Origin of the sequence: Pseudomonas sp. 24 E 13 (assembly GCF_900004715.1) — a bacterium.
Taxonomy (GTDB): Bacteria; Pseudomonadota; Gammaproteobacteria; order Pseudomonadales; family Pseudomonadaceae; genus Aquipseudomonas; species Aquipseudomonas orientalis_A.
In genome coordinates, this window is sequence record NZ_CVTO01000032.1 from 14,626 (window position 1) to 27,232 (window position 12,607).

Genomic DNA, 12,607 nt, shown 5'->3' on the forward strand with positions numbered 1-12,607 from the left:
ACCCCGTGAGCCGCCTGCTATTGAATTGCGACATCGGCGAAAGCTTCGGCAACTGGACCCTGGGTCTGGACGCCCAAGTCATGCCGTTCATCGACTGCGCCAACGTGGCGTGCGGCTTCCATGCCGGCGACCCGAGCATCATGCGCAAGACCGTCAGCCTGGCACTCAAGCATGGCGTGCAAGTGGGCGCGCACCCGGCCTATCAGGACCTGCAAGGTTTCGGCCGCCGCTCCATGCAGTACACACCCCAGGAAATCCAGGACCTGATGCACTACCAGATCGGTGCGCTGGACGGCATCTGCCGCGCACAAGGCGGGCGCGTCAGCTACGTGAAACCCCATGGCGCGATGTACAACGACATGATGGCAAACCCCGCCCAACTGCGTGCGGTGATCCAGGCCGTGGCGGCCTATGGCGACCTGCCGCTGATGCTGCTGGCCACGCGCGACAACAGCGCGGCCCAGGCCCTGGGCGATGAGTACGGCGTGACCCTGTGGTTCGAAGCCTTCGCCGACCGCGCCTATGACAGCCAGGGCCATCTGGTTTCGCGCCAGTTGCCGGGCGCGGTGCATCATGACGCCGAGACCATCGTCCAGCAGGCCCTGACCCTTTCCCGTGGTGAGCCGCTGGTCGCCAGCGATGGCAGCGCGCTGGTGCTGCAGGCCAATACCTTATGCGTGCATGGCGACAACGCCAGCTCGGTCGCGGCGGTGCAGCGTATTCGCCAAGCGTTGAAGCCAGCATGAAACCACGGATTGAAGTGGTGGCCATCGACTGCCTGATGGTGCGCCTGTTTGACGCGATTGCCGAAGCCAACATGCCGTGGATGCTCGCCGCCACCGAGCGCCTGCGCAGCGGGTTCGGCGCAGCATTAGTGGACTTGGTGCCGTCCTATACCACCTTGATGGTGCATTACGACCTCACGGCGTTGACCCCGACCCAGGCCCGGGCGTTGATCGAGCATGCCCTGACCGACCTGCAGCCCCAGGCCCAGGGCGCTGGCCGGTGCCATGTGCTGCCGGTGTGGTACGACCTGAGCGTCGGGCCGGAGCTTGGCTTGCTGTCGCAGCGCAGCGGGCTGGCGGTTGCTGAGGTGATTCGTCGCCACAGCGACCACCTGTATCAAGTGTTCGCCCTGGGGTTCGCCCCCGGTTTTGCCTTCATGGGACTGGTGGACGACATCCTCGCCACGCCGCGTCTCAACACCCCGCGCAAACGCGTAGCGGCCGGCAGCGTGGGCATCGCCGAGCGGCAAACCGCCGCCTATCCGGTCGTATCCCCCGGCGGCTGGAACCTGATCGGGCGCACCCCGGCCACACTGTTCGACCGCGAACGCGACGGCTACAGCCTGATGCAGCCCGGCGATACGGTGCGTTTCGAGGCGGTCGGCCACGCTGAGTTCGTCAACCTGGGCGGCGATGACACGCCTCTGGAGGCGCACGCATGAGCCGCTTGATCATTGAGGCCAGCACACCGCTGTGCCTGTTGCAGGACGCCGGTCGTTTCGGCGTACGCCACCTTGGCGTGACCCAGGGCGGGGCGCTGGATTGGGTGTCGATGTCATGGGCCAATTGGCTGCTGGACAATGCCCTGGATGCGCCGGTAATAGAAATTACCCTGGGCGGTTTTACCGTACAGGCCGAGGATTACTGTTTGTTGGCCCTGGCCGGTGCGGACCTGGGCGCCTTTATTGATGAACGTGCGATCAGTCCGGGGCGCAGCTTTATCCTGCAAAAGGGCCAGCGCCTGCGCTTCACCCAACCGTTCAAAGGCGCGCGGGCTTACCTGGCGGCACCGGGCGGGTTCGACGCGCCGGATGTGTTGGGCAGTTGCGCCACCGTAGTACGTGAGGAACTGGGTGGCGTAGACGGTTTCGGCAAGGCGTTGGCTGAAGGCGGGCGCCTGGCTTATTCCGGTACGGGCGGCGCAATGAAGGTGCTGGCCAAGCCGGATCTGCCATCCGGTGCATCACTGGACGTGATCGTCGGCGCTCAGATCGGCCGGTTCAGCGGCCAAAGCCTGTTCGATGCATTCAACACCGAATGGGCCCTGGACAGCCGCGCCGACCGCATGGGCATGCGCTTGCTGGGCACGCCGCTGCAGTACCAGGGGCCGTCGTTGATTTCCGAAGGCATTCCCTTGGGCGCCATCCAGGTGCCGCCGGACGGGCAGCCGATTGTGTTGCTCAATGATCGGCAGACCATTGGTGGTTATCCCCGCTTGGGCGCATTGACGCCGTTATCCTTGGCACGCCTTGCGCAGTGCCTGCCGGGCGAGAAAGTACGCTTGGCGCCGGTGGTGCAGGAGGTAGCGCATCGCCGTCACCTCGATTATTTGCACCGATTCAAATAACGCCGAGTTTCCAAATGTGGGAGGGGGCTTGCTCCCGATAGCGGTGTGTCAGTCAACACATCTGTGACTGAACCACTGCCATCGGGGGCAAGCCCCCTCCCACATTGATCTCCTGCGCTATCGGGATCGGCGTTTATTTGGACAAGAAGCGCATCCCTTCCTCAAGGCCGCGCAACGTCAGCGGATACATCTGATCCTCCACCAACTCCCGCACAATCGCCGTCGATGCCGTATAGCCCCACGTGTCCTTCGGATAGGGGTTTATCCAGATCAGTTTCTTGTACTTGGCCATGAACCGCTGCATCCACACATACCCAGGCTCCTCGTTCCAGTGCTCGACGCTGCCGCCGGCCTGGGTGATCTCATAGGGCGCCATGGACGCATCGCCGATGAAAATCACTTTGTAATCTGCGCCGTATTTGTGCAGCAAATCCTGGGTGGAGGTGCGTTCCGAGGTGCGCCGCTGGTTGTTCTTCCACACCGACTCGTAGACGAAGTTGTGGAAGTAGAAGTACTCCAGGTGCTTGAACTCGGTTTTGCACGCCGAGAACAGTTCTTCGCAGATTTTCACGTGGGCGTCCATCGAGCCGCCGATGTCGAACAGCAACAACAGCTTGATGGTGTTGCGCCGCTCAGGACGCATCTGGATATTCAGCAGCCCGGCGTCGCGTGCGGTGTGGTCGATGGTGCCGTCGATGTCCAGCTCTTCGGCCGCGCCCTGGCGGGCAAATTTGCGCAGGCGGCGCAGGGCGATCTTGATATTGCGCGTGCCCAACTCAACCTGGTCGTCGAGGTTCTTGTACTCGCGCTGGTCCCAGACCTTGACTGCCTTGCCCTGGCGCTTGCCGGCATCGCCCACGCGGATGCCTTCGGGGTTGTAGCCACCGGAACCGAAGGGGCTGGTGCCGCCGGTGCCAATCCACTTGTTGCCGCCGGCGTGACGTTCCTTCTGTTCTTCCAGGCGCTTTTTGAATTCCTCGATCAGTTTGTCGAGGCCGCCGAGGGACTGGATCTGCGCGCGCTCCTCATCGCTCAGCGAGCGTTCGAACTCCTTGCGCAGCCAGTCTTCGGGGATCAGCGCCTGCAAGTGGTCATCGAGCTTTTCCAGGCCGTTGAAGTAGGCACCGAAGGCCCGGTCGAACTTGTCGAAATGCCGCTCGTCCTTGACCAGGATCGCCCGGGCCAAGTAGTAGAACTCGTCCATGTCGGCGAAGGTCACGCGCTGTTTGAGCGCGTTGATCAGGTCGAGCAGCTCACGCACCGACACGGGCACCTTGGCGGCGCGCATTTCATTGAACAGGTTGAGCAACATTATCGATTACCGCGACGGCTCATGAATGCCAGACGTTCCAGCAGTTGCACGTCCTGCTCGTTCTTCACCAGGGCCCCGGCCAGTGGGGGGATGGCCTTGGTCGGGTCGCGTTCGCGCAGCACCGCTTCGCCGATGTTGTCGGCCATCAGCAGCTTGAGCCAGTCGACCAGTTCGGATGTGGAGGGCTTTTTCTTCAGGCCCGGCACCTTGCGCACGTCAAAGAACACATCCAGCGCTTCGCTGACCAGGTCTTTCTTGATGTCCGGATAGTGCACATCGACGATTTTCTGCAGGGTCGTGCGGTCGGGAAAGGCGATGTAATGGAAGAAGCAGCGGCGCAGGAAGGCGTCCGGCAGCTCTTTCTCGTTGTTGGAGGTAATGATGATGATCGGGCGTTTTTTCGCCTTGATGGTCTCGTCGATTTCGTAGACGTAGAACTCCATCTTGTCGAGTTCCTGCAACAGGTCGTTGGGGAACTCGATGTCGGCCTTGTCGATTTCATCGATCAGCAGGATCACCCGCTCTTCGGACTCGAAAGCCTCCCAGAGCTTGCCCTTTTTCAGGTAGTTGCGTACGTCATGCACTTTGTCCACACCCAGCTGCGAGTCGCGCAGGCGGCTGACCGCGTCGTACTCGTAGAGGCCCTGATGGGCCTTGGTGGTGGACTTGATGTGCCAGGTGATCAACCTGGCGCCGAAGGACTCGGCCAGTTGCTCGGCGAGCATGGTCTTGCCGGTGCCCGGTTCGCCCTTGACCAGCAGCGGCCGCTCCAGGGTGATGGCGGCGTTGACGGCCAGTTTCAGGTCATCGGTAGCCACATAGGCCTGGGTGCCTTCGAACTTCATCGGTCATTCCTCGAATTCATCAATGCCCGACTATACCGCGCAGCCCCGGCGACTGTGAACGCAGACGGGTTATTCAGTCTCTGAATGGCCGGTCACTTCAATCTCCCGGCCAATGGGGTAAATGTGGGAGGGGGCTTGCTCCCACAGTTTTAATCGGCACTGGGCTTGGGTTGTTCATAGCGGGCATTGAAGGCCTGGATAAAGCCGTTGCGCAGAATGGCAATAACCGCTGAAAACGCACTGACATTCTGCTGGTGCACGCTGCCGCTCAGTTCAACCCGGGTCGCGAACTGGTTCTTGCGCTGGTTCTTCAACACCGTCTCGCTGGCGCCGACCACAGCCTCCCAGATCGAGCGGAAGATGTTCTTGTCTTTGTTTTCCACATCCTGCTGCCAGTCGAAGACTTCGACATCGCGCAGCAGTGGCTTGATATAGCCGCGCAATTGGCCTTTTTCGGCCTGGGCTTCGATGACCACGTCGCCGGTCCCGGCCTTGAAGTCGAATTTGCCGTAAGCCGAGGCGAAGTCATTCATGCGCTTGAGTTGCAGGTCGCGGGCACGAAAGCGGAACTCGAACTCTTCGAAATCACTCAGCGGGTCAAAGGTGGCGCTGGCTTCCAGCGGCGCCTGGCCTTGCAGCAGCGCCTTGCCCTCAAAGCGCGCGTCGCGCTTGCCCTCAACGTCCACCACGTTGGTCAGGTTGTAGAGGCTGGCGTTGACCCCGGTGGCGTTGATATTCACCTCAGGCTTGGAACTGAAGTTATGAAAGGCGATCTTGCCGTCTTCGATGCGCACTTCGTTGAGGGTGATCGGCAACAACTTGCTCAGTTGTTCCTGCCAGTCGGTGCCCTTACCGGTCTGGGACGCCTGCTTGTTGGCGCCGCCGTCGACGAAGTTGATTTCCGGGCGTACGAAATGCCCTTCGGCCACGACGGCATGGTCGTACCACAGTGAATGCCAGCTCACCGCGAACTCGATCAGCGGCGCCTTGACGAACGGCACCGGCACCTTGCCGTCCACCTTGACGATCTGCAGCCCGTTGATCCGGTAAGCGCCGCGCCACAAGGCCAGGTCCACATCGGCAATTTCGCCACGGTAATCGCCCATGTCGGCGAGCTTTTCATTCAGGTAGTTGCGCACCAGGTAAGGCAGCGCGATGTTTGCGGCAACCAGGACCAGCACCAGCCCGGCGACGGTCCAGAGCGGCCAACTGTAGCGACGTTTCATGGGGCAGTTCTCCTTGCTCGTAGGAGATGGACTGCTGCAAGCGGCGCAACGTTCCTGCGACTGGACGCCTAGTGGCACGAGGCATACCCTTGGGGCCTTTCCGACATTGCCAAACAGGACCCGTCATGAGCCGCATTTTTGCAGACAACGCGCACTCCATCGGTAATACGCCCCTGGTGCAGATCAACCGCATCGCACCGCGCGGGGTCACCATCCTGGCCAAGATCGAGGGGCGTAACCCCGGCTACTCGGTCAAGTGCCGCATTGGCGCCAACATGATCTGGGACGCGGAAAGCAGCGGCAAGCTTAAACCGGGCATGACCATTGTCGAACCCACCTCCGGCAACACCGGCATCGGCCTGGCGTTCGTGGCGGCGGCACGGGGCTACAAACTGCTGCTGACCATGCCCGCGTCCATGAGCATCGAGCGCCGTAAAGTGCTCAAGGCCCTCGGCGCCGAGCTGGTGTTGACTGAACCGGCCAAGGGCATGAAGGGCGCCATCGACAAAGCGGGCGAAATCGTCGCCGGCGACCCGAGCACCTACTTTATGCCGGCCCAGTTCGAAAACCCGGCCAACCCTGCCATTCACGAGAAAACCACCGGCCCGGAAATCTGGAACGACACCGACGGCGCCGTGGACGTGCTGGTGGCGGGCGTGGGCACCGGCGGCACGATCACCGGTGTGTCACGCTATATCAAGCACACCGCAGGCAAGCCGATCCTCTCGGTGGCGGTGGAACCCGCCGTGTCGCCGGTGATTACCCAGGCGCTGGCCGGTGAAGAGATCAAGCCCAGCCCGCACAAGATCCAGGGCATTGGCGCCGGTTTCGTGCCGAAAAACCTCGATTTGTCGATGGTCGACCGCGTCGAGTTGGTCACCGACGACGAATCCAAGGCCATGGCCCGGCGCTTGATGCAGGAAGAGGGCATTTTGTGCGGCATTTCCTGCGGCGCCGCCATGGCCGTGGCGGTGCGCCTGGCTGAGAAACCGGAAATGCAGGGCAAGACCATCGTGGTGATTCTGCCGGACTCGGGCGAGCGTTACCTGTCGAGCATGCTGTTCAGTGACCTGTTCACCGACCAGGAAAACCAGGCGTGAATCGGCTGTAGGAGCGAGCTTGCTCGCGAAGAACGTCAACGATGACGCGGGTTTACTGATTCAACGTGGCGTTCTCAGGTTCTTCGCGAGCAAGCTCGCTCCTACAGGGGGGAGGCGTGTTGATCCAGGTCAGCCGGTCGGCAGGGGCCTTCTGCATAATGCGCCAAGTGTTTATCATGGCCGGCTGCTACGTCTGGTTTCCCCGCGACGGGAAGCTGTTGGCCAGGCGCTTATTTTCAGGAGTTGCTGCATGACCTTTTCTTTGGCCGCCAAACTGTCGGTGTTGCTGCTGTTTATCGGCAGTACGCTGTATGTGCACCTGCGCGGCAAGGCCCGTTTGCCGATGTTGCGTCAGTTCGTCAACCACTCGGCGCTGTTCGCCCCGTATAACGCCTTGATGTATCTGTTTTCCGCAGTGCCGTCCAAGCCCTACCTGGACCGCAGCAAGTTCCCGGAACTGGACGTGCTCAAGGACAACTGGGAAGTGATCCGCGAAGAGGCCATGCACCTGTTCGACGAGGGTTATATCCGCGCTGCCGAAAAGAACAACGACGCCGGTTTCGGCTCGTTCTTCAAGAAAGGCTGGAAGCGCTTCTACCTCAAATGGTACGACAAACCCCTGCCATCGGCCGAAGCCCTGTGCCCGAAAACCGTGGCGCTGGTCAGCAGCATTCCCAACGTGAAAGGCGCGATGTTCGCGCTGTTGCCCGGCGGCAGCCACCTCAACCCGCACCGTGACCCCTTCGCCGGCTCCCTGCGCTATCACCTGGGGCTGTCCACGCCGAACTCCGACGACTGCCGCATCTTCGTCGATGGCCAGGTGTATGCCTGGCGCGACGGTGAAGACGTGATGTTTGACGAAACCTACGTGCACTGGGTGAAGAACGAGACTGAAAAGACCCGCGTGATCCTGTTCTGTGACATCGAGCGACCGTTGAGCAATCGCCTGATGACCCGCATCAACCGTTGGGTCAGCAAGCAACTGGGACGCGCGACCGCGCCGCAGAATCTCGACGACGAGCGCGTGGGCGGGATCAACCAGGCGTATGCCTGGAGCAAGACTTTCAGCGACAAGTTCAGCGGCCAGGTCAAACAGTGGAAGCGCAAGCACCCCAAGGCCTACCGCATTGCGCGGCCGGTGCTGGCGGTGGTGGTCCTGGTATTGCTGTGGAAGTGGCTGTTCGGCTGATCTGAAATCTGGAATGCCATCAATGTGGGAGGGGGCTTGCCCCCTCCCACATTTGATCTGCAGCGATCTTTAGCTGGCGATCAACTGGCGCAGCACATAGTGCAAGATCCCACCGGCCTTGAAGTATTCCACTTCATTCAAGGTATCAATCCGGCACAGCACCTCAACCTTCTCGCTGCTGCCATCTTCGCGCGTAATCACCAGCGTCAGGTTCATCCGTGGCTCGATCTCGGCATCGGTCAGCCCGAGGATATCGATCTTCTCCTTGCCGGTAAGCTTGAGCGCCTTGCGGTTCTGGTCCAGCTTGAACTGCAGCGGCAGCACGCCCATGCCCACCAGGTTGGAGCGGTGGATACGTTCGAAGCTCTCGGCGATCACCGCCTTGACCCCCAGCAGGTTGGTGCCCTTGGCCGCCCAGTCGCGGCTCGAACCGGTGCCGTATTCCTGGCCGGCGATCACCACCAACGGTGTGCCCGATGCCTGGTACTTCATGGCGGCATCGTAGATCGCCATCTTCTCGCCGGTGGGGATATACAGCGTGTTGCCGCCTTCTTCGCCACCGAGCATTTCATTGCGGATACGGATATTGGCAAAGGTGCCGCGCATCATCACTTCATGGTTGCCGCGACGTGAGCCGTAGGAGTTGAAGTCCCGTGGCTCCACGCCTTGCTCGCGCAGATAACGCCCGGCCGGGCTGTCGGTCTTGATGTTGCCGGCGGGGGAGATGTGGTCGGTGGTCACCGAGTCGCCGAGCAGGGCCAGCACGTTGGCGCCCTTGACGTCTTCGATCACCGGCAGCGGGCCGGCAATATCGTCGAAGAACGGCGGGTGCTGGATATAGGTGGAATCCGCTTGCCACACGTAGGTTGCCGCTTGCGGTACCTCGATCGCCTGCCACTGCTCGTCGCCGGCAAAGACTTCGGCGTATTCCTTGTGGAACATCCCCGTGGTGACCTGGGCCACCGCGTCGGCGATCTCCTGGCTGCTGGGCCAGATGTCCCTCAGGTACACCGGGTTGCCCTGCCGGTCGTTACCCAGCGGCTCGCTGCTGATGTCGATACGCACCGTACCGGCCAGCGCGTAGGCCACCACCAGGGGCGGCGAGGCCAGCCAGTTGGTTTTCACCAGCGGATGCACACGGCCTTCGAAGTTGCGGTTGCCGGACAGCACCGATGCCACGGAGAGGTCGGCTTTCTGAATGGCTTTTTCAATCGGCTCGGGCAGCGGCCCGGAGTTGCCGATGCAGGTGGTGCAGCCGTAGCCCACCAGGTCGAAACCGAGTGTGTCCAGGTAGTGAGTGAGGCCGGCCGCGTTGTAGTAGTCGGTGACCACTTTCGAGCCCGGCGCCAGCGAGCTCTTGACCCACGGTTTGCGCGTCAGGCCTTTTTCCACGGCCTTCTTCGCGAGCAGCCCGGCCGCCATCATCACACTGGGGTTGGACGTGTTGGTGCACGACGTAATGGCGGCGATGACCACGGCACCGTTTTTCAGGCGATAGGTGTTGCCTTCGTATTCGTAGTCGGCTTCGCCCACCAGGTCGGCATTGCCCACGGCGACGCCACCGCCGCCTTCGCTTTCCAGGCGGCCTTCTTCCTTGCTGGTGGGTTTGAATTGCAGGTCGAGGAAATCACTGAACGCCTGGCCCACATTGGGCAGGGCGACGCGGTCCTGCGGGCGTTTCGGCCCGGCGAGGCTGGCTTCGACGCTGCCCATGTCCAGGGCCAGGGTGTCGGTGAAGATCGGCTCCTGGCCGGCGTTGCGCCACAGACCCTGGGCCTTGGTGTAGGCCTCGACCAGCTTGACGGTTTCTGCCGGGCGACCGGACAGGCGCAGGTAGTCCAGCGTTACCTCGTCGACCGGGAAAAAGCCGCAGGTGGCGCCGTATTCCGGCGCCATATTGGCGATGGTGGCACGGTCGGCCAGGGGCAGATCGGCCAGGCCGTCGCCATAGAATTCGACGAATTTACCGACCACGCCTTTTTTGCGCAGCATCTGGGTCACGGTCAGCACCAGGTCGGTGGCGGTGATACCTTCCTTCAATTTGCCGGTGAGCTTGAAACCGATCACTTCCGGGATCAGCATCGACACCGGCTGGCCGAGCATCGCCGCTTCCGCTTCGATCCCGCCCACGCCCCAGCCGAGTACGCCGAGGCCGTTGATCATGGTGGTGTGGGAATCGGTGCCTACCAGGGTATCGGGGAAGGCGTAGGTGCGGCCGTCTTCCTCCTTGGTCCACACGGTGCGGCCCAGGTATTCCAGGTTGACCTGATGGCAGATGCCGGTGCCCGGTGGCACCACGCTGAAGTTATCGAAGGCGCTCTGGCCCCAGCGCAGGAAGGCGTAGCGTTCGCCGTTGCGCTGCATTTCGATATCGACGTTCTGCTCGAAGGCGTCGGCGTTGCCGAACTTGTCGACCATCACTGAGTGGTCGATCACCAGGTCCACCGGCGACAGCGGGTTGATGCGCTGCGGATCGCCCCCGGCCTTGGCCACTGCGGCGCGCATGGCGGCCAGGTCGACGACGGCGGGCACGCCGGTGAAGTCCTGCATCAGCACGCGGGCGGGGCGGTATTGGATTTCGCGGTCGGACTGGCGTTCCTTGAGCCAGGCGGCGATGGCCTTGAGGTCGGTGCCGGTGACGGTTTTGTTGTCCTCCCAGCGCAGCAGGTTTTCCAGCAGCACTTTGAGCGACATCGGCAGCTTGTCCAGGTCACCCAGGCTCTTGGCGGCTTCGGGCAGGCTGAAGTAGTGGTAGGTCTTGCTGTCTATTTGCAGTGTCTTAAGGGTTCTCAGGCTATCGAGGGATGACATTACATGACTCCTTATGATCCGCACGGCCACGGACCTGACGGGACGAACAGAGCGTTCAACTTAGCGCTGTTTTCATTAGCAGGCTAATAACTGGACTCTATCGCTGAGTCCAAGGTTCCGAACTCGGCTATCATGCGCGCGTTTTCATGACAGGTATTGCGATAGAGCAATCCAGTTGCCAGGAGATTCAATTGAACACCCTTTTTATGCACTGCCGCCCGGGTTTTGAAGGCGAAGTCTGTTCCGAGATCGCGGAACACGCCGCGCGCCTGAACGTGTCCGGCTACGCCAAGGCCAAGACCGGCAGCGCTTGCGCCGAATTTGTCTGCACTGAAGAAGACGGCGCGCAGCGCCTGATGCACGGCCAGCGCTTCGCCGAGCTGATCTTCCCAAGGCAGTGGGCGCGCGGGGTGTTTATCGACCTGCCGGAAACCGACCGCATCAGCGTGATCCTCGCCCACCTGCGCGCGTTTCCGGTGTGCGGCAGCCTGTGGCTGGAGATGGTCGATACCAACGACGGCAAGGAACTGTCGAACTTCTGCAAGAAATTTGAAGTGCACCTGCGCAAAGCCTTGCTTAACGCCGGCCGGCTGGTGGACGACCCGAGCAAGCCGCGCCTGCTGCTGACGTTCAAGAGCGGCCGCGAAGTATTCATGGGCCTGGCCGAGTCGAACAACTCGGCAATGTGGCCCATGGGCATCCCGCGCTTGAAATTCCCGCGTGACGCGCCCAGCCGCTCGACCTTGAAGCTGGAAGAGGCCTGGCACCATTTCATCCCCCGCGAGCAATGGGACGAACGCCTGCACGGTGACATGACCGGTGTCGACCTCGGCGCGGCCCCCGGCGGCTGGACCTGGCAGCTGGTCAACCGGGGCATGCTGGTGACCGCCATCGACAACGGCCCCATGGCCGAAAGCCTGATGGACACTGGCCTGGTGCAGCACTTGATGGCCGACGGCTTCACCTTCGTGCCCAAGCAGCCGGTGGACTGGATGGTGTGCGACATCGTCGAGAAGCCCGCGCGTAACGCCGCGTTGCTGGAAACCTGGATCGGCGAGGGACATTGCCGCGAGGCGGTGGTCAACTTGAAGTTGCCGATGAAACAGCGCTATGCCGAAGTGAAGCGTTTGCTTGAGCGCATCGAAGAGGGCTTCAAGGCCCGAGGCATTCGTGTGGAAATCGGCTGCAAGCAGCTGTACCACGACCGTGAGGAAGTGACGTGCCACTTGCGCCGGTTGGTGGACGTAAAGAAACCCAAGAGACACTGATATCCAATGTAGGAGCTGGCTTGCCTGCCATGGCGGTATCACTGTCGAAATTGATGTTGAATGTGCCCCCGTCATCGGGGGCAAGCCCCCTCCCACAGGAGATCGGGTTGGTTTTAGGAGTGAAGTATGAGTCTTGAATTGCCCGTCGACGGCACCCTCGACGCCACCGGCCTCAACTGCCCGGAGCCGGTGATGATGCTGCACCAGCACATCCGTGACCTGCCGCCGGGCGGCCTGCTCAAGGTGATCGCGACCGACCCGTCGACCCGCCGCGATATTCCCAAGTTCTGTGTGTTCCTTGACCATGAACTGGTCAGTCAACAAGAAGAGGCCGGCACGTACCTTTACTGGATCCGCAAAAAAGCCGATTGACCGCCGAACCCCTGTAGGAGCGAGCTTGCTCGCGAAAAACGCTGACGATCACGCAGCGCTTCTGGTTTAACCAGGCGTTCTCAGGTTTTTCGCGAGCGAGCTCGCTCCTACAGGGCGCGCGTGAGCGCGGTG

11 protein-coding genes are annotated in these 12,607 nt (G+C 61.6%); 7 read left to right on the top strand and 4 right to left on the bottom strand.

The genetic code is table 11. The annotated features are described in order from the left end of the window. Positions 1–5: 5 nt before the first annotated feature. The 3 genes from BFP90_RS01370 to BFP90_RS01380 are packed head-to-tail and all read left to right on the top strand — an operon-like array spanning position 6 to position 2,352. Positions 6–746, top strand: coding sequence for a 5-oxoprolinase subunit PxpA (locus tag BFP90_RS01370; protein ID WP_065895777.1), 741 nt, complete (start codon positions 6–8; stop codon positions 744–746). Then, positions 743–1,447, top strand: a complete 705-nt coding sequence (locus BFP90_RS01375; RefSeq protein ID WP_065895778.1) for a 5-oxoprolinase subunit B family protein — start codon at positions 743–745, stop codon at positions 1,445–1,447. Before BFP90_RS01370 ends, BFP90_RS01375 begins: the two co-directional genes overlap by 4 nt. After that, on the top strand, positions 1,444–2,352 hold the full coding sequence (locus tag BFP90_RS01380) for a 5-oxoprolinase subunit C family protein (protein ID WP_065895779.1): 909 nt from the start codon (positions 1,444–1,446) through the stop codon (positions 2,350–2,352). The genes BFP90_RS01375 and BFP90_RS01380 overlap by 4 nt, the downstream gene beginning before the upstream one ends. Before the next feature lie 133 nt (positions 2,353–2,485). On the opposite strand, the gene BFP90_RS01385 is transcribed toward BFP90_RS01380, so the two are convergent. The 3 genes from BFP90_RS01385 to BFP90_RS01395 all read right to left on the bottom strand — a co-directional run bounded on the left by BFP90_RS01385 (position 2,486) and on the right by BFP90_RS01395 (position 5,735). Next, a complete protein-coding gene (locus BFP90_RS01385; RefSeq protein WP_065893517.1) occupies positions 2,486–3,664 on the bottom strand; it encodes a vWA domain-containing protein in 1,179 nt (392 codons plus the stop codon). Continuing rightward, positions 3,664–4,509, bottom strand: a complete 846-nt coding sequence (locus tag BFP90_RS01390; RefSeq protein ID WP_003189627.1) for an AAA family ATPase — start codon at positions 4,507–4,509, stop codon at positions 3,664–3,666. Before BFP90_RS01390 ends, BFP90_RS01385 begins: the two co-directional genes overlap by 1 nt. 149 nt (positions 4,510–4,658) lie before the next feature. After that, the gene (locus tag BFP90_RS01395) at positions 4,659–5,735 is read right to left on the bottom strand and encodes a DUF748 domain-containing protein (protein ID WP_065886322.1); all 1,077 of its coding nucleotides are present in this window, start codon (positions 5,733–5,735) and stop codon (positions 4,659–4,661) included. 125 nt (positions 5,736–5,860) lie between these two features. On the opposite strand from BFP90_RS01395, the gene cysK reads away from it, so the two are divergent. After that, positions 5,861–6,835, top strand: coding sequence for a cysteine synthase A (cysK, locus tag BFP90_RS01400; RefSeq protein ID WP_065886323.1), 975 nt, complete (start codon positions 5,861–5,863; stop codon positions 6,833–6,835). A 250-nt stretch (positions 6,836–7,085) separates the two neighbouring features. Further along, a complete protein-coding gene (locus BFP90_RS01405) occupies positions 7,086–8,024 on the top strand; it encodes an aspartyl/asparaginyl beta-hydroxylase domain-containing protein (protein WP_065886324.1) in 939 nt (312 codons plus the stop codon). 69 nt (positions 8,025–8,093) lie between these two features. On the opposite strand, the gene acnA is transcribed toward BFP90_RS01405, so the two are convergent. Then, positions 8,094–10,835, bottom strand: a complete 2,742-nt coding sequence (gene acnA, locus BFP90_RS01410; RefSeq protein ID WP_065895780.1) for an aconitate hydratase AcnA — start codon at positions 10,833–10,835, stop codon at positions 8,094–8,096. A gap of 191 nt (positions 10,836–11,026) precedes the next feature. On the opposite strand from acnA, the gene rlmM reads away from it, so the two are divergent. Together rlmM and tusA are read left to right on the top strand one after the other, a co-directional pair. Then, on the top strand, positions 11,027–12,103 hold the full coding sequence (gene rlmM, locus BFP90_RS01415; RefSeq protein WP_065895781.1) for a 23S rRNA (cytidine(2498)-2'-O)-methyltransferase RlmM: 1,077 nt from the start codon (positions 11,027–11,029) through the stop codon (positions 12,101–12,103). 126 nt (positions 12,104–12,229) lie between these two features. Beyond that, positions 12,230–12,475 (top strand): sulfurtransferase TusA, encoded by a 246-nt coding sequence (gene tusA, locus BFP90_RS01420; RefSeq protein ID WP_065895782.1) that lies wholly within the window; start codon positions 12,230–12,232, stop codon positions 12,473–12,475. Positions 12,476–12,607 lie beyond the last annotated feature (132 nt).